The sequence below is a fragment of the Paenibacillus sp. S28 genome, assembly GCF_016624415.1.
In the GTDB taxonomy this organism is placed as follows: Bacteria; Bacillota; Bacilli; order Paenibacillales; family Paenibacillaceae; genus Paenibacillus_AQ; species Paenibacillus_AQ favisporus.
In genome coordinates this window covers 322,259-342,801 of record NZ_JACVTM010000008.1, presented here as the reverse complement: position 1 = coordinate 342,801, position 20,543 = coordinate 322,259, and the positions used below count along the sequence as shown (strand labels likewise).

Annotated in this window: 24 protein-coding genes; 4 read left to right on the top strand and 20 right to left on the bottom strand. The window is 53.8% G+C overall.

The annotated features are described in order from the left end of the window. Positions 1-118: 118 nt before the first annotated feature. From IAE55_RS20835 to rpiA, 4 genes are read right to left on the bottom strand one after another with little or no spacing between them, the layout of a single operon-like run. Complete coding sequence (locus tag IAE55_RS20835) at positions 119-316, bottom strand: YwbE family protein (protein ID WP_076168389.1); 198 nt, start codon at positions 314-316, stop codon at positions 119-121. Continuing rightward, on the bottom strand, positions 313-780 hold the full coding sequence (locus IAE55_RS20830) for a MarR family winged helix-turn-helix transcriptional regulator (RefSeq protein WP_076168391.1): 468 nt from the start codon (positions 778-780) through the stop codon (positions 313-315). Before IAE55_RS20830 ends, IAE55_RS20835 begins: the two co-directional genes overlap by 4 nt. Before the next feature lie 57 nt (positions 781-837). Next, positions 838-1,302 carry a VanZ family protein gene (locus IAE55_RS20825; protein WP_145156712.1) on the bottom strand — a complete coding sequence of 155 codons (465 nt, stop codon included), beginning with the start codon at positions 1,300-1,302 and terminating at the stop codon, positions 838-840. A gap of 14 nt (positions 1,303-1,316) precedes the next feature. After that, positions 1,317-1,997: a ribose-5-phosphate isomerase RpiA gene (gene rpiA, locus IAE55_RS20820; protein ID WP_186381830.1), complete on the bottom strand. Its 681-nt coding sequence runs from the start codon at positions 1,995-1,997 to the stop codon at positions 1,317-1,319. 112 nt (positions 1,998-2,109) lie between these two features. Here rpiA and IAE55_RS20815 point away from each other — a divergent pair, with 112 nt between their 5' ends. Then, positions 2,110-2,307, top strand: coding sequence for a hypothetical protein (locus IAE55_RS20815; protein ID WP_145156710.1), 198 nt, complete (start codon positions 2,110-2,112; stop codon positions 2,305-2,307). Here IAE55_RS20815 and IAE55_RS20810 read toward each other — a convergent pair whose 3' ends face one another. From IAE55_RS20810 to IAE55_RS20760, 11 genes are all read right to left on the bottom strand, one after another. Continuing rightward, positions 2,308-3,210 (bottom strand): GNAT family N-acetyltransferase, encoded by a 903-nt coding sequence (locus tag IAE55_RS20810; protein WP_200633790.1) that lies wholly within the window; start codon positions 3,208-3,210, stop codon positions 2,308-2,310. Between the two features lie 25 nt (positions 3,211-3,235). Beyond that, positions 3,236-3,916, bottom strand: coding sequence for an HAD family hydrolase (locus IAE55_RS20805; protein WP_200633789.1), 681 nt, complete (start codon positions 3,914-3,916; stop codon positions 3,236-3,238). Continuing rightward, positions 3,909-4,346 (bottom strand): hypothetical protein, encoded by a 438-nt coding sequence (locus IAE55_RS20800; protein ID WP_200633788.1) that lies wholly within the window; start codon positions 4,344-4,346, stop codon positions 3,909-3,911. Before IAE55_RS20800 ends, IAE55_RS20805 begins: the two co-directional genes overlap by 8 nt. Before the next feature lie 27 nt (positions 4,347-4,373). Beyond that, positions 4,374-4,898 (bottom strand): GNAT family N-acetyltransferase, encoded by a 525-nt coding sequence (locus tag IAE55_RS20795; protein WP_116231303.1) that lies wholly within the window; start codon positions 4,896-4,898, stop codon positions 4,374-4,376. Between the two features lie 225 nt (positions 4,899-5,123). Next, positions 5,124-6,041: an EamA family transporter gene (locus IAE55_RS20790; protein WP_116231773.1), complete on the bottom strand. Its 918-nt coding sequence runs from the start codon at positions 6,039-6,041 to the stop codon at positions 5,124-5,126. A 343-nt stretch (positions 6,042-6,384) separates the two neighbouring features. Then, positions 6,385-7,335 carry a GNAT family N-acetyltransferase gene (locus tag IAE55_RS20785; RefSeq protein ID WP_200633787.1) on the bottom strand — a complete coding sequence of 317 codons (951 nt, stop codon included), beginning with the start codon at positions 7,333-7,335 and terminating at the stop codon, positions 6,385-6,387. 257 nt (positions 7,336-7,592) lie between these two features. Beyond that, positions 7,593-8,066 carry a DinB family protein gene (locus IAE55_RS20780; protein WP_200633786.1) on the bottom strand — a complete coding sequence of 158 codons (474 nt, stop codon included), beginning with the start codon at positions 8,064-8,066 and terminating at the stop codon, positions 7,593-7,595. A gap of 105 nt (positions 8,067-8,171) precedes the next feature. Then, positions 8,172-8,918, bottom strand: a complete 747-nt coding sequence (locus IAE55_RS20775) for a GNAT family N-acetyltransferase (protein ID WP_200633785.1) — start codon at positions 8,916-8,918, stop codon at positions 8,172-8,174. A gap of 55 nt (positions 8,919-8,973) precedes the next feature. Continuing rightward, entirely contained in the window at positions 8,974-9,720 is a 747-nt protein-coding gene (locus IAE55_RS20770) for a nucleotidyltransferase family protein (protein WP_200633784.1), read from the bottom strand. A gap of 47 nt (positions 9,721-9,767) precedes the next feature. After that, the gene (locus IAE55_RS20765) at positions 9,768-10,580 is read right to left on the bottom strand and encodes an ABC transporter permease subunit (RefSeq protein ID WP_200633783.1); all 813 of its coding nucleotides are present in this window, start codon (positions 10,578-10,580) and stop codon (positions 9,768-9,770) included. Further along, a complete protein-coding gene (locus tag IAE55_RS20760) occupies positions 10,577-11,464 on the bottom strand; it encodes an ABC transporter ATP-binding protein (RefSeq protein WP_145156702.1) in 888 nt (295 codons plus the stop codon). Before IAE55_RS20760 ends, IAE55_RS20765 begins: the two co-directional genes overlap by 4 nt. A gap of 219 nt (positions 11,465-11,683) precedes the next feature. Here IAE55_RS20760 and IAE55_RS20755 point away from each other — a divergent pair, with 219 nt between their 5' ends. Continuing rightward, entirely contained in the window at positions 11,684-12,286 is a 603-nt protein-coding gene (locus tag IAE55_RS20755; protein ID WP_105443705.1) for a TetR/AcrR family transcriptional regulator, read from the top strand. 115 nt (positions 12,287-12,401) lie between these two features. Next, a complete protein-coding gene (locus IAE55_RS20750; RefSeq protein WP_200633782.1) occupies positions 12,402-14,279 on the top strand; it encodes an LTA synthase family protein in 1,878 nt (625 codons plus the stop codon). Between the two features lie 96 nt (positions 14,280-14,375). Here IAE55_RS20750 and IAE55_RS20745 read toward each other — a convergent pair whose 3' ends face one another. Continuing rightward, on the bottom strand, positions 14,376-15,023 hold the full coding sequence (locus IAE55_RS20745) for a CBS domain-containing protein (RefSeq protein WP_105443707.1): 648 nt from the start codon (positions 15,021-15,023) through the stop codon (positions 14,376-14,378). Positions 15,024-15,189: 166 nt separating this feature from the next. On the opposite strand from IAE55_RS20745, the gene fsa reads away from it, so the two are divergent. Next, complete coding sequence (gene fsa, locus IAE55_RS20740) at positions 15,190-15,864, top strand: fructose-6-phosphate aldolase (protein WP_076168422.1); 675 nt, start codon at positions 15,190-15,192, stop codon at positions 15,862-15,864. 86 nt (positions 15,865-15,950) lie between these two features. On the opposite strand, the gene IAE55_RS20735 is transcribed toward fsa, so the two are convergent. Genes IAE55_RS20735 through IAE55_RS20720 form a run of 4 tightly spaced genes read right to left on the bottom strand, consistent with a single transcriptional unit; the run spans position 15,951 to position 20,518 of the window. Further along, positions 15,951-17,333: an MGH1-like glycoside hydrolase domain-containing protein gene (locus IAE55_RS20735; protein WP_200633781.1), complete on the bottom strand. Its 1,383-nt coding sequence runs from the start codon at positions 17,331-17,333 to the stop codon at positions 15,951-15,953. A gap of 18 nt (positions 17,334-17,351) precedes the next feature. Beyond that, positions 17,352-18,197: a carbohydrate ABC transporter permease gene (locus IAE55_RS20730; RefSeq protein ID WP_258169124.1), complete on the bottom strand. Its 846-nt coding sequence runs from the start codon at positions 18,195-18,197 to the stop codon at positions 17,352-17,354. After that, positions 18,175-19,230, bottom strand: a complete 1,056-nt coding sequence (locus tag IAE55_RS20725; RefSeq protein ID WP_234489723.1) for a carbohydrate ABC transporter permease — start codon at positions 19,228-19,230, stop codon at positions 18,175-18,177. Before IAE55_RS20725 ends, IAE55_RS20730 begins: the two co-directional genes overlap by 23 nt. 13 nt (positions 19,231-19,243) lie before the next feature. Then, positions 19,244-20,518: an ABC transporter substrate-binding protein gene (locus IAE55_RS20720; protein ID WP_145948883.1), complete on the bottom strand. Its 1,275-nt coding sequence runs from the start codon at positions 20,516-20,518 to the stop codon at positions 19,244-19,246. Positions 20,519-20,543 lie beyond the last annotated feature (25 nt).

Below are 20,543 nucleotides of genomic sequence, written 5' to 3'. Positions count from 1 at the left end.
TAGGCTTAGGGCTGTTTCTTTTAAACCGTCCACAATCCGGGTCACAGTTCATTCCGGCGGGCAGCGGCTGTTTTTCATGCTTCAGCACGACTGCCAAGATTGTTCCGTTCCTAACTCTTTATGGCGTGATGATTTCCTGCACCCGACCGACCTGCCCGTCCGTCAGCCTGACCTTAATGCCGTGCGGATGCTGGGCGGAATTGGTCAGGATATCCTTCACGATGCCGCGTGTCCTTTTGCCTGTACGCTGGTCCTGCTTCAGTACGATATCGACCTCGAGTCCGGGCCTGATGTTTGCGCGAAGCTGTCCGTTCATATAGCCCCACTCTCCTTGAATTTCCGCTCTGCCGACAATCCGAGCTTGCGCAGAAGCTGAATCGCCTGCATCTTCTCTTCGCTGTCCAAATCTTCCACCGCGCGGACCAGAACCTGCTGATGCTGAGGAAAAATACTCTGGAAGAATGCTCTCCCCTCATCCGTCAGATCTGCAAATATGACCCGCCGGTCGTCCGGCGACGCCTTGCGGACAAGCAGATTCTTTTTCTGCAGCTTATCCGCCACGTACGTAATGTTCCCGCTGGATATCAATACCTTCTCCCCGATTTTTTGCAGTGGTTGGGGCCCTTTGTGATACAGCAGATCCAGGACTCCAAATTCCGTTGAATTCAAACCGTGGCTTTGAATATCACGAATGGAGTGGGCAACTACTGAATTATAGGCGCGGGCAAGGACAATAAATAAATCCAGGGACAATTCATCGTTGCTAGTTTTACCAGCCATGTAAAAACCTCCAAACGCGCTATCTTAATGCTAAGATAATCGAAAGACGCGATGATGTCAAACCTTTGTTCCTCTTTTTATGCCTATCCGTTCCCGCCAAATGCTGGAGATCAACCATCCGATCCACACGCCCGCCGTATTCAGGATCACGTCATCCACGTCAAAGCTGCCGACCCGCAGCAGCATCTGCGCCCATTCCACGACCAGGATGGACGAAACGAAGACGGCCGTAAGCACAAGCCACGACTGCAGCTTCTGGATCAGCAGCGGCAGCAGGAGGCCGAAAGGGACGAACACCGCCATATTGCCGAACAAATTGATGATCCATATTTTCGGGGACATGGTCCAGCCATACTGTATGTACAGCCGGATCGTCCGCAAAGGAATCACATTATAATGAAAGGATGAACCCGGGCTCCGTCCGAACCCCAGGAACATCCAATAGAGGAGAAGAAGCGTATAAACGACGATCAACACGGTCAGCAGATTTCGCCATGCAGCGGACAATACCAGTTGTTTCATGAAATGCGCTTGACCTACCGGTTTAACGGACGCTCCATGATTTTAACCGTTCCGTCGCTGCCGGCGATGACCGCCCGGTCCGCCATTCCAATGAACAACCCGTTGTCCACCACGCCCGGAATGTATAACAGCTGCTGATGCAGCTTCGCAGGGTCGGCAATCTCCCCGAAGCGGCAATCGGCGATATAGTTTCCGTTGTCGGTGACGTACAACTGGTCGTTATCGGTGCGCAGCTGCGGGCTGCATCCGAGCTTCTCCAGCGATGCCAGCGTCCATTCATGCGCAAACGGGATGATCTCCACCGGGAGGGGAAATGCGCCCAGCGTATTCACTACTTTGTGCTCATCGGCAATAATGATCAGCTGCTTGCTGTGGTAAGCAACGATTTTTTCCCGCAGCAGCGCTCCGCCCCCGCCTTTAATCAGGCTCAGTTCCGGATTGACTTCGTCTGCACCGTCAATAGTCAGGTCCAGCCCGTCCAATTGGTGAAAAGGCAACAGCGGAATCCCTTCCTCGGCCGCCAGCTTCTCCGAAGCCTTGGAAGTCGCCACGGCCTGTATCGTCATCCCTTCCCTGACGCGTTCACCGATTCTCTTGATCGCCCAGTAAGCGGTGGAGCCTGTCCCCAGACCGACACGCATGCCGTCCTCAACGTATTCAACCGCTTTTTCCGCAGCCATTTTCTTCAGATTCATATTCCTCATCATCTCCTTGGTATAGTGGATGGGCCGATTCGGTTATGGACCTGCCCTTCAAGACTGGTATAATCATCATGGTACCGTAACAACTGCACATGGAGGGTTATCAATGAGAACCGAAAACCAGATTAAATCCAAAATGAACGAACTGCTGATGCAAAAAAAGTCGCTGCTCTCCCGCATCGAATCGGCTGAACCAGACACGCCGGTCCACGCCTCGATGTCTGCCCAGCTGCTCCGCGTCGAAGACATGCTGACCATGCTGGAATGGGTCTTAAACGAACCCACAGGGAGCTATCATATGTAACTAATCGCCCGTCCGGTCGAATACATACACGATGGAATCCGCCGCCGGCTCGTAGCCGATATTCATGTAAATATGGTTGGACACCGGATTGCTGAGATCCGTGTACAGGCAGGTGAACTCGTAATCACTGCTTAGGAGCCGCCGGGTCAGTTCGGCTACGGATAAGCTTGCATAACCCCTGCCGCGCAGCTCGGGAGGCGTGTAAACCAGCGTGACCACGATTCCGCGTCGGGTCGGGCGCGATTTTTGGACCATGGAGACCGGTCCCCCATCATCCCAAATATAGAGGGAAGACAAGGTGACTCCCCTTCGGGCAATCCGCTCCGCGTCTTCCTGCGGGATCGGCTCCAGCGCTTCGCGGCTGAAGTCCAGCACCCACCTTGTAAGGAGCGGCAGATCATCTGGCCCAGCTTCCCTCAAGTGCCCCCCGCTTTCGGAAATAGGGTTTACTTTCGTGCAGCGGTATATCCGCTGATTCATTCCGACATGGTAGGAAATGCCGGTCTTGTCGCGCCACACCTCCGCAAACATTTCAGCGGTTGACGTTAACCCGATAATGCTGGGGATTTGGGATACCTCACCCTGACGGATGATATAGTCCACCGCCTCGCAGCAGCAAGTCCGAAGCTGTTCCGGGCCGCCGACTTCATCGCTTGCGTACAGAATCAGATGCGACAGCGTCTGGATGAGTATGAGCAGGGGCTGCTCTCCGTTCTGAACCGTCGCCAGAAACAGCCGGCTGCTTCCCTCCCCATGCCGCGGAATGCCGCCTTCTTCTTTCATCGTGTCTACCAACCGGTACAGAATGCCAAGCGGAAGATTGTTCAGCAGTTCATTCTCAAGCAGCACCGGCTCCGTATGCTCCAAAAATGCTTCCGGATCCTGAAATTGAACGACGTGCATTCGCCTTCCCTCCTTCGCCTCTTGTTTATCCTTTGCCCTGATTTAACCTGCCGATCAGCTCCGTCACTTGAAGCGGCGAGGTGAACCGATAATCGGGAACGGGAAGAAGATTGCTGCTCTGAATCGTTTCAAACCACATTGCACCGCCGATCCGGGTGCCTGCCGCCCGCCCGGCTGCCATATCAGCGTTGCTGTCCCCGATAAACAGCGTATCTTCCGGCATTACGCCGAGCAGGGCCATCGCCCTATCGAGGCCCTCCCGATCCGGCTTGGGACGGGTAAGCTCATCCCCGGCAAAGCCTACGGTGAAATAAGACCCCATAGCGAGCTTCGCTGAGGAAATGTCGAGCGACCTGCGACTTTTGCCTGTGATGATGCCCATCGGAATGGACATGTCCCGCAGCCGGTTCAGCATGCCGCGGATTTCTTCCGAAAGCGTGAGCATCCGGTCGTGATATGCGTCGTAGATCCGATAGTAGTCGTCAATAGCTTCCGGCAGTGACTCGTGAGATTTCAAAACCTGGCTGATAATGCCTTCCTCTGTCGGTCCAAACCAGGCCATGATCTCTTCGTTGCTGTACTCCTTCGCGGTATACTTGCGGAATACTTCCTGAAACGCGTAAAAAGACAATGGCAGCGTATCCGCCAGCGTGCCGTCGAAATCAAACAACACCGCCCGAATCGGCCGCTTTGTCAAGTCATCCACTGACCAGCCCCCCTGACGCGTTTAACTTGTGGTCCAAACGGGCGACAGCCTCCTTCTCCTCTTCGCCGATGACCGCTTCCATGACAGGAGACGCCGCCTTGAGCCGGCCCTTCGCGAGCACGTCCGCCAGCTTAGTCTCCATGATGCCGGTTGCTTCGGACAGCTTCAGCTCCCTTTCCCCGGTTACCCTGCTTAAGTACGCATACATCGTTCCTTGAGGATCCTCATACGAAATTCGATAAATCGGGGTGAAACGGCTGTTCTCCTCTTCATCTAAGCGGCTTGTCACCTGCACCGTATAGGTGTAGTGAATCGGTCTGGGGCCGGGCTGCTTCTTCTGTTCTGCGATAATTTTGGAATTTTTCCAAGCGAGCACGCCCGCCCCGATCATGATGAGAATCCCTATTCCGAATGCAAAATACACGAACACTGCCCGTTCACCTCTATTTCCTCTGTCTTACAGCTTCTTGAGCATATGAATGTCTTCCGGCTCCTGCTGATACAGCTCCTCATCCACTTCCTCGGTGAGGTTTCCGCCGTTGGCACGGTAGAAGCCGACCGCCGATTCCGTTTCCGTCGAGGATATGTATAAATAGCTCGCTCCGCGCTCCTTGGCCACGCGGCTCAGCTCGTTCATGATCCGGGTAGCCAGCCCTTGTCTCCGGTATGGCCGGCTGACATACATCAGATCCACCTGCAGCTGGTCTTGGTTGCGGCCTCTAAACCGGTGTCCGAGCACGCCAAAGCCGGCGAGCACTTCGCCGTCGAACGCCCCGTATGCCGTGCCTCCCTGCTCCAGCTCACACCGGAAGCGGTTGACCATTTCATCCGTGTGTTCCTCATCCCAGGTCGGACATTCATGTCCCATCGGAACGGTTTCAAGCTGCCCGCCGTTCATTTTGTAAATCCGGTCGATCTGTTCGGACCGGTCGATTTGGCGGATCTTGTCCGCCTCGTTCACATGCATTTGTCTGATAATCATAAGAAATTACCTCCATATTTTTAATGAAATCGAAGCTTTCTTTGATTACCCTAAACAGAAAATGCAGTCATTGCATGAATAATTGCAAATCAACCCCCTTCTTACTGATTCCATTATACAAAAAAAACAGCCTGCGGCTACGCGCCGAGGCTAAAATAAGAAGAGATGTCTACATGTTTACATTACCCTGTACCGTAATGCTTAATCTCGCAGCCCGTCAAAAAGCTAAAGATGTGCGGCGCTTTCCGGTCGTTCATATATCGGCGGGCTTTGCTTCCTTGAAAAGCGGATTTGCGGGATGGCGATGCCGATGAAAATAAGCACGATCCCGAGCCACTGCAGGCTGCTCACATGCTCGTGAACCAGCAGGACGGAAGCGACGACCGCCGCAGGCAATTCGGCAGCTCCCAGGATCGCCCCCGTGCCGGAACCCACCTTCGGCATACCGATCGCGAAAAAGAGCACCGGGATCAAGATGCCTAGAATGCCAAGAATCAGACCGTATTTCCATAACCCGGCCACCAAAGCCCCATCCCACAAAAAAGCGGGAGAGAAGACGGACAATACGATGACGCCCGAGCCCGTGGTCATGAAGAAGCTTTTATTAAAGGCAGGAACCGTCGTTCCGACGCGTCCGCTGACAAACATATATAGCGCAAACGTAAAAGCGGACAGCAGACCGTATACGACGCCTCTTGTGTCCAGCGGTCCGGTACTTTCGCCGATGACGCCTCCAGCGAGCAGGGTCCCCAGGATCAAAATCACGATCGAAATGATCTTGCTGCGGCTTGGAATGCGACGATCCGCGGCGGCTTCCATTAATACGCCGATCCATGTGAACTGGAACAGCAGCACAACGGCAATCGATGCGGGCAGCCGCTCAACGGCCTTGCCGTAAAAAACCGACGTGCCGCTCATGGTAATTCCCACCGCCAGCAATGCGAGCCACTGCTTCGGTGCAATCTTTTTCCGGGAAAAAATAAGCATCAGCACCAGCAGCAATGACCAACCGAAAATATATTGGCCACCAAGCATTTGGCTGACTGTAAAACCTTCCTTCATGCCGACCTTCATAATGGAGGAAAGCACGCCGTAGCTGCATGCACCGATCAGTATGAGCAGCGAGTATTTGAGCTTGTTCAAATGGATAACCTCCTGATGCCAGTACCCGCGCAACAACCAAAAGCCCCCTGTCGGTTAGGACAGGGGGCGAACGAAACCGATGACACTACGAAGTCTTCGTTAAAATTTCGCCACTCGCGAACGAATCGGAGTTTAAAAGCGGATGCTGCACGAACTTGATGTTGAAATGTTGAAATGTTGAAATGAACCTTTCGAAAAGAAATTCTAAATCATTATGCTGTGAGCGTCAATGAGTTACGGTAGCAGGATAAAGCAGATGGCCCGATCAAGTTTTGGAAAATATGCCGAACGCATCTTCCCAGTTCCCCACGCTTTGCTTCCGGATGCGCTGGTTGCGGCCCATTCAGCCATACATGGTCATGGTCGATATAAACAGAGGACCAGGCATAAAGCCAAGTTGAAAGCACAAGGACTCATGCGGATGTCCATGTATGGCACGAATCCGCAGCAGCGGCAGCCCCTGTTTTTTTAACATCGTCAGCGCTTTTTGCACCATTTGGGTCGCCAGCCCACGGCCTCTGTAAGCCTTCATGACGGTGAGCTCCTGAATCGTGGGACAGCCCGCCAACATCCCAATGATACAGACCCCGATCAATGCGCGGGTCGATGTATCATACAACAGGCTTGAAGCCATCGCTGTTTCCTCTGTCATATGCGCAGCATCGATCCTGAGCTTGGACAGCACGTCAGCAAATGAAGCGTCCTCAATCTTGCTTCCCCCTTCGTGCCATGCGTGCTTGAACAAAAACAAACCGATCTCCCGTTCAAGCACGAGCCTGCGTTCTCCGCCCTCATGTTGGATTTCTACGGATTGAAAAGCTGATCCGCCGTTTCCGTGGGAGGCATATTCGGCCGTTGGCCGCTGCATCCAGCGATGCCTATGAGGTGCCGGGAAAAAGCCTGCTCGCATATAGGCATCTTCCTGATCGGCAAAAACATCATAGGCCCGGATCGTACGCGTTCCCCCTCCTGCTTCCGTCTCCCGGATCGCCTCGACGACAGCAAGGATTAATCCGTTATCCACCTGATGGGGTGGAATCGTGAACAAATCCCTGATCGCGCTGCCCGAAAGAGCAGCACCGCCGATCACCTTTCCGTTTTTTTTCAACCAATAAGGCATGAAACCCGCAGGCAGAAATGAATCGGTATGATGCGGCAGCTTGAACCCTGCAGCCATCTGTTTATCATAAATGCGCAGGTACCACTCCCATTCCGCCGGCTCGGCCTCGCGAATGCTTACGGATTCAGGCGTCCCCCCATGTGGGCTTGCTACCAGCCGGTCTTCTCTGTTCATGCCAGACCTCCTTGGGCTCAGAGAGATAGATTTTCTATTAGTCTACGGTCCGGCCATCCGATTTCATGCCAGATCAGCCACGAAGAAATTCCCCGGAGCTTAGGGGTTACCGCATGCTTTATTTTTGACCTCCCCTATTCATGAGGCTGCTCATCACTTTCCTCCTCTTCCTATCCGATATAGGTTGCTTGCTTAAAAAAAAAGACCGCCCGAAGTAAGTTTTCACCTCGTTACGGCCTCTTGTTAGGAGAGCTGTTCTATTTGTGCCCGTTTGCTATGTAATTGTGGATCTGATTCATATGATGGCGGTCATGCCAGTAAAAATCGGCCAGATACTCGTCTACGGACAGCTTGCCGCTGCCGGTACTGTATTCGGTGGCATACTCATCTTCCGGTATCCGCTTCAGCTCTCCGATGATCTGCTCCCGCCAGTGCACCGTCTGATCGATCAGCTCCTGGCGTCCTTGGCTGCGCGCATACGCGGCCGCTTCCCGGTTGAATTCATCAAGCTCCACCTTTGGCATATCCATCGGTTCTTTGGCCGCCATCGGCCGGATCGCGTGCTCCATGAAATGCTTGTCCCACAGCATGATGTGCCCGATGATTTCCTGCGGCGACCACTTGCCTTCGGCAATCGCTCCCGTCCACTGATCTTCCGGAATATCCGCCAGTGCCTTCACCTCATCGATCAGTTCGCACATCGGCGCAAGTTTCTCCGGCATGTCGTTCATCCTCATCTCTCCCAACCCAAGTCAATCTGTCATGGCGCTGGCCATGCCACTCTATGATACCTGGGAATGGCATTTGAGACAAGAACAAACATTCGCCTTATTCCATTATTTAAGCACTCTGTACCAATAAGAGTAAACATTGCGATAATTCAGCTTGTCGTATAACCGGCATGCCGCCTCATTGGCCTGAACGACCTGAAGAAACGACGAATGCGCGCCCTGCTCCCGGCCCCATGCCAGCATGCGCTGGATCAGCTGGAATCCAAACCCCCGCTCCCGGAAATCAGGATGTGTCACGATATCGTACAGGCCCAGCCATCCCTCTTGAATGACGCCGAGCCCGGCGGCCACCGTCTCACTCCCTTGTTGTAACAGGAAAAATCCCTGCTTGAGCGGAGTCGAGGCCAGCGTGTGCGCCAGGACCGATTGTCCGTGGCCCGGTATTCCGTTCATGAGGGACATCTGCTCGAGCCAGCCTGTATCCAGCCGGTCCCGGAACACGACATGAAGCCCTGGGTCAGCCGCCGGTGCCGTTTCTCGCTGAAGATCCAGAATCCGCACGCTGGATAGATCCACCTGAACATACCCCCGCCCGGCGAGACATTCATCAAGATCGGACGGCATAACATAAGGAGTCATCTTGAAAATGACCTGCTGACCGGCATCCCGGTAAAACTGTTCGGCGGCGGCGATGCTGCCTTCCACGTCGCAGCCCGGGTCCAGGTAAATCGGACTGACGGAATTAGCCCGCTTCGTGTATCCGTCCGCATAACGGACCAGCCAGCCGTTCATCTGAGCGGAATACTTGGCCGGCCACGTGTTGATCGTGATTTCCTCCAAAAACTTATACATGTATATCGCTCCTTCAGTATCTTACGGATAAATATACATGTAAACTCATAAATATTCAATTCCCAAACAAAGCTGCATAGTTCTCCGTCACCTCTCGGTAAGCCTCCGGCGTCCCGATGTCATAACTCGTTCCCCGTGCCCTGTATGCAGCCATCTCCTTGCGCTGGCACAGCCACTCAGGGAAATATCCAGGTGCATCCGGCTGATTCCCTTCATTCAGATATTCGCCGATGAGAGGCAGTGTGTCTTTGCGGTAAATGTACACGGCGAGCACGCCGAGATTCGTCCGGGGATGCGCCGGCTTTTCCTCGAAAGACAGGACGGTGTCCCCCTCATCAAGCTGGACGACGCCAACCCGCTGCAATTCCTCCGTACGTTCCATCGGCTGCACGAGGATGCAGTCGCGCTGCCGTTTGTGATAAAAGTCGACATACTCCTGCAGGTCGAACGTAAACACGTTGTCCCCGGCCATGACCAGAAGGTCTTCTTCCATTCCCATTTCCTTTACGGCAAACGCCATGTCGCCGACCGCTCCGAGCCGGTTCCCTTCATGTGTGGAACCATCGTCGAGTACGCGCACCGGTACGCTACATTCGCGCGACTCGGCCCATGCCCGAAATGCGGAGGCAAACCTGTGGTTGCTGACCAGTACGATTTCCGAAATGCCGCTGACCCGCTCCACCTTACGGACGATATGGTCGAGGATGGTGCCGGGCCCGAGGGGGAGCAGGGCTTTGGGCACATCCCTCGTCAGCGGGTATAGCCTCGTGGCGTAGCCAGCCGCCAATATGAGTGCTTTCATCGTGACCTCCTTGATCGGTGTACCTGCTCCCCCTAGTATAGCTTGATTTACAGCGGCAGGCTTCTTTTCCGGAAAATAATCATGCCGGCGGCGAAAGCAGCGGCCCCCAGGCCGGCCAGAACCGCGACGGACACCGGCCAATCCGCCGTTTTGCCGACGATCTCGCCGGGATCAAATAAGGAAAAAACCGAAATATGCCGCATCCAGCTGAGCTGTCCGCTAATTTTGCCGATCAGGTTCAGGCTGAAAAATCCTATGGTGATCACGCCCGAAAGCGTCAGCGCCCGCTTCTCGTCATTGCAGCAGGCGGAAATCAAGTAAGAAATGCCTCCGATGCAGAAGAACAGCAGCAGGGCGCCTGCATTCAGCAGCACAAAGCCGGTGCCGTCGAAATCCCCCAGATCCCCGATAAACCAGGCGTACCCGGCAAACCCGGCCAGTGTCGTGACCGCGCAAATCAGCACCAGCCCGGAGAGCAGCACGGCCGCCTGGGTCAGAGCTACCTTCGTACGGGTGGTGGGCGCCGACAACAGGTACGCCATCGAGCCCTGGTCGACAAGCTTGGCGATCAGCTGCGTGGATACCAGAATGCAGAAGATGGACAGAATCAGCAGATACAACAGGCCGTAATACTCACCGGATATAAACGCGCCGATGCTGCCGAAGCCGTTTTCCAGGCCGAACGCCTTGCCCAAGCCCTCCGGCATCCCATCGATCAGCGAATTCAAGCTGCTGCTGTTTTTGGCGATTCCCGGATAAATCCAAAACATCAACAATATATAAAAGGCCGATCCGACGGCATAATTCATGAACATTTTGAGGTTAATCGCAAGCATTTGTCTGTACAGCGGCATATTCATGGCGTTTGACCCTCCCGATCGTAATAATCCATAAAAATGTCCTCCAGGTTCTGCGTGAACACATCGATATTGCGGACGTGAAAGCGGGCGGTTTCACGGATAAACCGGTCCACGTCGCCTTGAACGGCCACCCGCACGCGGTTTCCTTCCCGGGAATCGATCTTCAGGCCGCATTTCATGAAATCGTCCAGCTCCTGCTCCGTCTCAAACGTCACTTCGAACAGCTTACGCTGCATCGACTGCAGCTCATGGATATCCTTGACCGCAATAATCACGCCGTCCTTGATGATCGCCGCCCTGTCGCAGGTCCGTTCGATTTCCGGAAAATTATGCGAGGACATCAGGAAGGTCGTCCCCCTTGCCTTCTCTTCCAGCACGAGCTCGATGAACACTTTTTGCATGAGCGGATCCAGCCCTGACGTCGGCTCATCCAGGATAATGACCTCCGGCCGGTGCATGAAGGCGGCAACGATTCCGACCTTCTGCTTCATTCCCTTGGACATTTTTCGGATCGGCGTCCGGACGTCAAACTGCAGCCGGCGGATGAGCTCGTCGCGCCAAGCCGGATCGACGCCGCCCTGCATGCCTGCAATAAAATCCAGAAACGCCTTGCCGGTCATCCCCTCGATAAACGCGATTTCGCCGGGAAGGTAGCCGATATATTTTTGAAACCGCCCCTGTTCCTTCCACGTGTCATAGCCGCATACCTTTACGGAGCCTTGATCCGGCTTCAAAAAGCCCATGATATGCCGGATCGTCGTCGATTTGCCGGCTCCATTCGGTCCCAAGAAACCGAACACCTCGCCGCGGCGGACCGAAAAGGTGACGTCCCGGATGCCTCTCCCGTTCGGAAAAATTTTAGTTACATGTTCAACGCTCAGCATGCCAGCGCCTCCAATGCATATTTAAATTTATGAAATATTCTTGTTCCGATATTTCATAATCGGATCATACGCCTGCCGCTTTCCATCGTCAATACATTTTATGAAATATTATTGTGTTATAATTTCATTAATTAGATCGAACCGGCGAGAGCCGATATTCTTCGTTCATTCGATCAACCCGATGACCTATTTTAAAATAGTTAGGATGGTTCGTAAGAAATGAATGGATTTGAGAAGCGGGCAGTGCAGATTAAACAAAAGATCAAACAAACGGTATCGGAAATGCTGGGCGAATGGGAACCCCGGCAAATCCGTATCAAGGATATCGCAGCCAAGGCGGAAGTGTCGCAGGTCACCATATACAACTATTTTGGCAGCAAAGAAGCGCTGCTCCGCGAAGTGTTTAAGGAATTTGTCGCCATGCTGATGGAGGAGTATGAGAGCGTGCTGACGGGCGATGCGCCGCTGAAGGAAAAAATCGAATACATTATTTTTCAAAAAAGCCGGTTAAAGCTGCCCTTCACCCCATCCGCGCTCAAGCAGCTGATCGAAGCCGACCCGGAAATCAACCGGTTTATCCAGCAGCAGTATGAGGAACGTGCCATACCCTTGATCACCCATTTTGTGCAGAAGGGCAAGCAGCGGGGAGAAATTTCAGAGAAAGTGTCCGTCCAAATGGTGCTTCTATATGTGGGTATGATAACGGAGCAGTACGAAAAAATGCTGGATCTGGTCAATCAGAGTGAGGATCCCGAAGCGTTTACAGAGGATATGATTCATGTGTTCTTTTATGGCATTTGTGGTCCGCAATACCAAAAATGATTAACAGCGCGCTCTTTTTGTGTTAATTTAGTGTTCGCGGAATGTAAAATCGGGTTTAACATGACTATACTTGTAAATACCAACGAACACTGTAATGAAACAGAAAGGAGCAGGTATGATCGACTTCCGTTCCACTTATTCCAGACCGAAGACGCCCTTTATCGCCGTTTTCGTCGTCCTGCTGCTCAAGCTGCTGCTCCTCCGGTACTTTTTCTTCCATGATATTCTGTGGAGCCGGATCACCGCCGACGCCGCTGCGCTGCTGGTGCTGCTGTGCATCATTGAGCTGATTACCCCCGCGAAAGCGAAGGGATGGGTCTATTGGATTTTTAACGCCATTTTCTCGATTCTCATGTTTGCGTCGGCGCTGTATTTTCAGCATTTCAATTCGGTGCCGACCTATACGGCGCTGTCCGAGCTGAAGCAGGTGCTGCAGATCAAGGAAAGCGTTCAGTCAACGATCGAAACGGAGAACTATTTATTTTTTGCCGACGTCGTGATCGTCGCTCTCTTCTGGCTGATCGGCCGCTGGGTACCGCTGCGGTTTTCGCTGCGCACACGGCTTCGTAAAATTTGGCCGGCAGCCCTCGGCGTCATCGGCGTGATCGTCTCGGTGCTGTACATTCATGCTGACCGCTCCATCACCAATGAGCTGATGCAGGCGGAGCATCTCGGCTTCCTGGATTACCAGGTTGCCGCCGGGATCCGCGCCAGCGAGGAGAACAGCTTGATCGCCTCCGGCAATCTGGACGAGACCGTGCAAAAGGTCAGCCAGGCCGAGCAGTCATACCCGTACGCCGGTGAGACTGCACAAGACAAACCGGCGATGTTTGGAGCTGCCAAGGGCAAAAACGTCATCGTCATTCAAATGGAGGCGTTCCAGAACTTCCCGATCCATTTGTCGACGGGCGGCCAGGAGCTGACCCCCGTGCTGAACCAACTGGCTGACGGCGGCCTGTACTTTCCGCATGTCTTCCAGCAGATCGGGCAAGGCAATACGTCGGACGCCGAATTTATGAGCAATACGTCGATTTACCCGACCGGCACCGTTGCGATGTCGAGCGGCTTCGGCGACCGGGAGCTCCCGAGCATGCCGCGTCTGCTCGAGCAGCTCGGTTACACGGCCGATACGTTTCACGTTAACGACGTGAAATTCTGGGACCGGGACCAGCTCTACCCGGCGCTGAACTTTACGAATTATTACGACAAAAAGTCGTACAAGAACGATCACTTCAACGATTTTGGCGCTTCGGACGAGGAGCTGTACCGGGTCGGTCTGGACAAGCTGTCCGAGCTGCATGAGCAGGGCAAGCCGTTTTACGCCCAGTTCGTCACGGCTTCCAGCCATTTTCCGTTCAAGGTGCCGGAGGACCGCAAAAAAATCAAGGTCCCCGATTCCATTCAGGGAACCCAGTTGGGGGACTACCTGACGGCTGTGAATTACACCGACTATGCAATCGGCACCCTGATCGACGGTCTGAAAGCAAAAGGCATGTGGGACGACACCGTGCTTGTCATTTACGGCGACCATTTCGGGCTTCAGCCGCAGGACAACGATCCGGCGGTCATCAAGCAGGCGCTCGGCATCACCTATGACCAGCGGATTACCCGCTTCAACATCCCGCTGATCATGCATATTCCTGGCAAACAGGGCAAGGTCGTCGAACAGGTCGGCGGTCAGCTCGACATCATGCCGACGCTGGCGAACCTGCTGGGCATTTCGCTCAAGGACAAGCACTTTACCGCATTTGGCCACGACCTGCTCAACATCGACAAGAACGTCGTCGGTATGCGGTATTATCTGCCGACAGGCTCCTTCTTCAACAATGACATTTTGTTTGTGCCGGGCAAAGGCTTTGAGGATGGCACCGCCATCTCCCTGAAAACGATGCAGCCTGTCGCCGACTTCTCGAAATACCGAAAGGATTACGACTATATTTTGAACCTGATGAAGCTGTCGGACGAATACGTAAGGCTGCTTCCAAGACGGTAACGGCCAATGGCAAAAGCCGACTGCTTTCATTCCATACGGGATGGGAGCAGCCGGCTTTTGTTGCTGTGTCTTGTAGTTATATGTTCAAGAAACCCTTTAATTCGGGGCCGGCGAACCGCCTTTACCCGCGAGACCGATCAATACGCGCAAAATATCCGTTTTGGTGACCCGGCCGACCATCATGCTGTCTCCCTCGCCGGAAACGACCGGCAGGCAGTTCACCTGATGCTTCACCAGCTTGTCAGCCGCATCCAGCACGGTCTCCTCAGGCGTCAGGGCCGCCATGTGCGCCCGGCGGGTCATCGCCAGACCGACGGGAATCGTGCTCAAATCCGCATGCCCCATCGTCAGCTTCAGCACGTCCTTGCGGGAGACGACCCCTTTCAGCTCACCGGACTCTCCGGTCACCATCAGCGTGCCCGTATTCTCGCACAGCAGCTGCACTACGGCATCGTAGGCCGTCGCATGCTCGGATATGGTCACGGGAGTACTGTATATATCCTTCACGTATATTTGCTGCAATCTTTGTTCAAACTCACCTTGGGAGCTTGGCGTATCTCCGGGAAAATACCCCACCTTCGGCTTGGCGCTGATCAAGCCCAGCATCGTGAGCAGGGACAGGTCCGCGCGCAGGGTCGGGCGGCTGAGGCCGATCATCTCAGCGATCTGATCGCCTGTAACGGGAGCATGCTCCCGCACAAGTTCCACGATATCCAGCTGTCTCGGAGTTAGTTGAATGGGAATCCTCTCCTTTGAGAAAAATCACCTGAAGCTGCAATTTCATTGTTATATCACTGGCAGCATGGTTTAAATAATTATTGTGTCATAAATCAGTTATGATACACACTATTATAAATTTTATTTTAACCGATAGCCATATCTTTTCATAACCGAAGGAGGAAGTAGTGACATGAAGTTTTTCCTGGACACGGGCAACATCGACGAAATCAAACGAATCTCCCGCCTGGGACTGGTGGACGGGGTAACGACCAACCCTTCCCTGATCGCCAAAGAAGGCCGGGATTTCAAAGAGGTCATTCAGGAGATTTGCAGCATCGTCTCCGGCCCGGTCAGCGCCGAAGTCATCGGCACCAAAGCCGAGGACATGCTGAAGGAAGCGTACGAGATTGCCGAATGGGCGCCTAACGTCGTCATCAAGGTGCCGATGACCGAAGACGGCTTGTATGCATGTCATGAGCTGACCAAAAAGGGCATTAAAACGAATGTGACGCTGATCTTTTCCGCCGCGCAGGGCCTGATGGCCGCCAAAGCCGGGGCTACGTACGTCAGCCCGTTCGTCGGACGCCTGGACGATATCGGGGTCGAGGGCATGAAGCTGATTCGCGAGCTGAAGCAAATCCTCGAAAACTACGGCATGACGTCCGAAATCATCGCGGCCAGCATCCGCAACATCAAGCATGTGGAGGACGCGGCCATCGCCGGCGCCCACATCGCGACCATTCCGGGCTCGCTGCTGCCGTCCCTGTGGAAGCATCCGCTGACCGACAGCGGGATCGAGCGCTTCCTGGCCGACTGGGAGAAAGTGCCGCAAGCGGCCAAAAGCCAGGCGAAGGCCGGCGAGTAAGTAAGCAGCACACGAATAATCTGCAACAACCCGGCTGGGGTTTCCCGGCCGGGTTGTTTTTAATAGATGGGCCACAACGATCCGGTCTACGTCCGGCAGGTTATTCGGTGGGTCTCCCCCTGTTTCACCAGGACGGTAACAAATGCGATTTCCCGGCCGTCCGCGGTGATTTCCGTTCTCGGGGCGATCCGTTCGCCATTGTGATAAAAAGCCTCTGCGTTTCCTTGAAAAGCCGCTTTCCAGGTAAAGTCCTGCCCTTCTTGAAGCGTGACGCAAGTCTCTTCTCCCCGCTCATGCCGAACCTGGATCGTACGTCCAAGGACCGGAAGTTCCCCGATTTCCGCCCAAGCAAGCGAATCATCCAGCTGCGGCAGGGTGGAAATCTCGTCGGTTCCGTCAGCAGCGATTCCCATCAAGCCCGTCGCAACGGCACCTACGACGCAGAAGGAAACCTCCGGGTATTCCCGGCGCTCGAGCGCAGGATTCACCAATTCCTTCAGTTCACGGAATGCTTGCCGGGCAAGGCCGTACCGGTAATAAATATCCGGAAGGTAGGTTTTACCTTCCACATTCGGAGCGCCGTTTGTGTCCAAATCGTGCAGCGCTTTTTGAAGCTGATCGGAGCGGGTGACAGCCCCATAGTACAGCGGGAGAAAATTGCCTTCTGCACAGTACGGATCGGCGAAGGAGCGGTCCTGCAGCATCATGCCGTAAAAGCGCTGCTGGTTCTCGTTCCACCATGTGCTCCCATACATCCGCTCAAGCGAGTGTGCTTTCGCCGCGTACGTTTCGGAAGCCTGCGGGTTCCCCGTCAGCTCCGACATGCGTGCGGCGGCCCGGTTGGCGGCAATTTGCACGCCGACCATATCGCCGCCCGCCAAAGGATGCTGGCCGGCTTCATTATACGTCGCCAGTCCCCGACGCCCGTATTCGGGATAATACTCCAAAACGCCGTCCCTGTCCCTGTCCCACGTGTCAATATACTCCGTCAGGGTTACATTGTAAAAATAGCACAGCACCGGATCCTCGATATAATCCCGGTCGCCCGTCCACAAAAACTGCCGCCAGGCCGTTTCAATCAGGTCGAAATTGGCGGGAAGGTTATACCAAAAGTCCTGATCATTGTCATAATCCACCGCAGCAGGCAGATTATCTTTCGTGATTTCCCAAAAGGTGCACCAATCCCGCGATGCCGCAATATTCTCGGCAAAACGTTTAATCATGTTTTTCGTATGGGGGCTGAGCCCCAGAGCAGCAGCACCGGAGCTGTGGTGCATCACGTCCCGCATGCAGAACGCTTCCCTTTCGGGCAGGGCCGCCTCATACCATAATCCAACGGCATCCCCACCAAAATGGGCATAAGCCAATGCCTGACGCTTTGCCCAGGCAAATCCCTCATTCAATGCATCGTCGTCAGACCTGAACGTCACCGCCCCTGCCTTGGCGCGGATATCATGCACGTCATTCATCCTGCTTCACTCCTTCTTCTAACTCTCTTTTGATCCGGAGAACGTCAGTCCTTCCATGAAGGCCTTTTGCGCGCTGAAGAACAAAATAATGCACGGCAGCGTAATCACGATGGCTGCGGCCATCAACAGATTCGTATCCGTGGAATATGTCCCCTGAAAGCCGGCCAGACCCAGCGTAAGCGTCTTCCAACGGTCGCTGTTGATATAGATCAACGGACCCATGAAGTTGTTCCAGGCGCCCATAAACATCATGACCCCGACTCCCGTCAGAGCCGGCTTGGACAGCGGCAAAAAGATCGTCCGCCAAATTTTGAAATAACCGCAGCCGTCAATGACTGCCGCTTCCTCTAAACCCACAGGTAACCGCGAATAAAACTGGCGGAACAAAAAGATGTAGAACGGTGAGCCGAAGAACGCCGGCACGATAAGCGGATACAAGGTATCCAGCATACCGAGCTTTTTAAATAAAATGAACTGCGGAATCATCGTAACTTCACCAGGCAGCAGCATGGTTGATAATACAAGCAGGAACAGAAATCCGCTTCCTTTAACCCTTAAACGGGCAAAAGCATAACCGACCAAAGAACAGGAAAACACGGTACCAATGATAGGAAGAACGGTGGTGATCAACGTATTGACCAAATAGCGGCCAAAGGGGAACGCCGTCAACGCTTTCGCGTAATTTTCCCAGCGCCAGTGCTGCGGCCAAATGTTCATGCCGGAAACCGCGATTTCCTCCAGATTGCGGAGCGAAGCGGAAATCATCCACAAAAACGGATACAGGAACGCCGCTGCGCCCGCCAACAGCACCAGGTAACCCAGCCACCGGACTCCGGGGGATTTACGCTTCTTTTTTACGGACACGGCGCTTCCTCCCTCCCACTTCATTTTCGTAATACACCCATAATGCGCTGCTGCGGAACACCAGCAAGGTGAACAGCAAAATGATCACGAACAGCACCCAGGCCAACGCAGAGCCGTAGCCCATCTTGAACCACATAAACGCGTTTTGATACAAGTAATACGCATAGAACAGCAGCGAATTGTCCGGTCCTCCGTTGACAAGGAAGCCTTGCGTGAAGGTCTGGAACGCCCCGATCATGCTCGTGACGGCATTAAAAAACAGGATGGGCGAAATTTGCGGAAGCGTCACATGCCACAGCCTGCGAAGAACGGTTGCTCCGTCGATTTCGGCCTGCTCATAGAGCGATTGCGGAATATCCGACAATCCGGCCAAGTAAATGATCATATTGCCTCCGACCGTCCACAGGCTCATCAGAATGATGGCCGGCATCGACCAATGCGGATCGGACAGCCAGGCCGGACCGTGAATGCCCGCGAAACGCAGCACCGAATTGATCAGCCCAACGTTCGGGTTGAAAATCCAAATGAACAGCACCATTTGGGCAACCCCCTGCACGAGCGTGGGCAAATAATAAACGGTACGGAACACGTAAATGCCGCGCAGCTTCAAATTCATCAACAGGGCAATCCCGAAAGACAACACCACCTGGAGTGGAACACTGACCAACGTGTAGTAGAACGTCACGGCAAGCGATTTATAAAACATCGTATCCTTAAACAGCATTCGGTAATTGTCCGTCCCTGCCCATACCGGGTCGCTGACCACCTCCCACTGGGTAAAGCTGATATAGAAGGAGAAGACCATCGGCCCCAGCGTAAAGAGCAGGAAACCAAAGACCCATACCGACACGAACATGTAAAAGCTGGCTGTCTTCATATGGATCACTTTTTTGCGTACCAGAAACCGCGTGATTAGAAAAAGAAGGGCATACACCACGGCCATGACGGTCAGGAACGGGAGGAGCGGCAGCAACGCCGCTGGAACCCCCATCCCCTGAAAGAAGTTATATATGAGTTCAATAAGTCCGTTCATAGGCTTTCTCCCGTTATTTTTGTTTCAAAATGTTGTCGATTTTCTCCGCTACCTGAGGGAACACTTCCTTCACGGCCTTGCTGCCGATTCCGATGGGGGTTTGATCGTCGATCGCTTTCATTTCATTGCCGATCTCATTCGTCCGTTTTTGCGCTTCCTGCGGATGCTGTTTCTCGGACGCCAAAACAAAAGCTTTCAGGTTTTTGCCGGGATAAATTTGCTCAAACGCCCCGGTTGCGCTTGCCAAAACCGGTACTCCATACGCGCTTTTGTTGCCCCCTATAATTTTTTGCGCCTCCTCATCCTGGGTCAGATGCTGAATGAAGATCTTGGCTGCCTCAGCGTTTTTGCTGTCTTTGCTCAGAGCCAGGCCGTTCACTTCTTTGGAGCCGCCGCCACCCGGGAAAGGAACGATATCCCAGTCAAAGCCTTTGACATCCGCCAGCTGCGGGATATACCATGGGCCAAAATCGGTGTACATGCCGATGCGCCCGCTCAAGAACCAGTTCATCATGTTCTGTCCCTGCTTCTCGTTGTCGCTCGGTACGATGCCTTCCTGCTTGGCGGCGACGATATATTCTCCGGCCTTAATTGCTTCCGGAGATCCCAGAAGGGATTGGGCGTGATCGTCGGAGTAAAACGTACCGCCGAACGAATAAATCAGATTCGGCAAATACAACGGCTCCGAGCCGAAAACTTTGGAGCTGCCCTCACCGGCGGCCAGCTTCTTGGCCATTTCGTCGAACTGGTCCATCGTCATGGGCTCGGTTGGGCTGGGAAGAGGAATATTGTTTTTCTTGAAAAGATCGAGATTGATGGCCATGACCTTAGGTTTAATAATAAACGGTACGGCATAGGCCTTACCGTCGACTGACAGCGAATCCACCAGAGACGGCGAGCTGAAGGCGGATGGATCCACCTGCTGTTCCTGGAAAGCGCTTGCAAATCCAGGTAAATCCCCGCCCGAAATCAACATCACGTCAGGAGCCGTTCCTCCGGCAATCATGGTCTGCAGTTTCGTGAGATAATCCTGCTGAATCCATTGGCTCTCCACTTTAATATCGGGGTAGGACTTTTCAAAATCGGCAATCACTTGTTTGATGGCGTCGGCTTCCGTCTGCGCGCCCCAGTAAGCAAACGTAATCTTTCCTTTGGCGCCCGAGCCGGCGCTTTCGCCCGCGGCGCCGCCCTCGCTCTGCGTCGAGTCCGCCGTTCCGGAGTTTCCGGAACATGCGGTCATTCCGATGACAACGAATAAAGATACTACGAACAACAGCCATTTTTTCATCGTTTAATGCCCCCTAACGATTGTT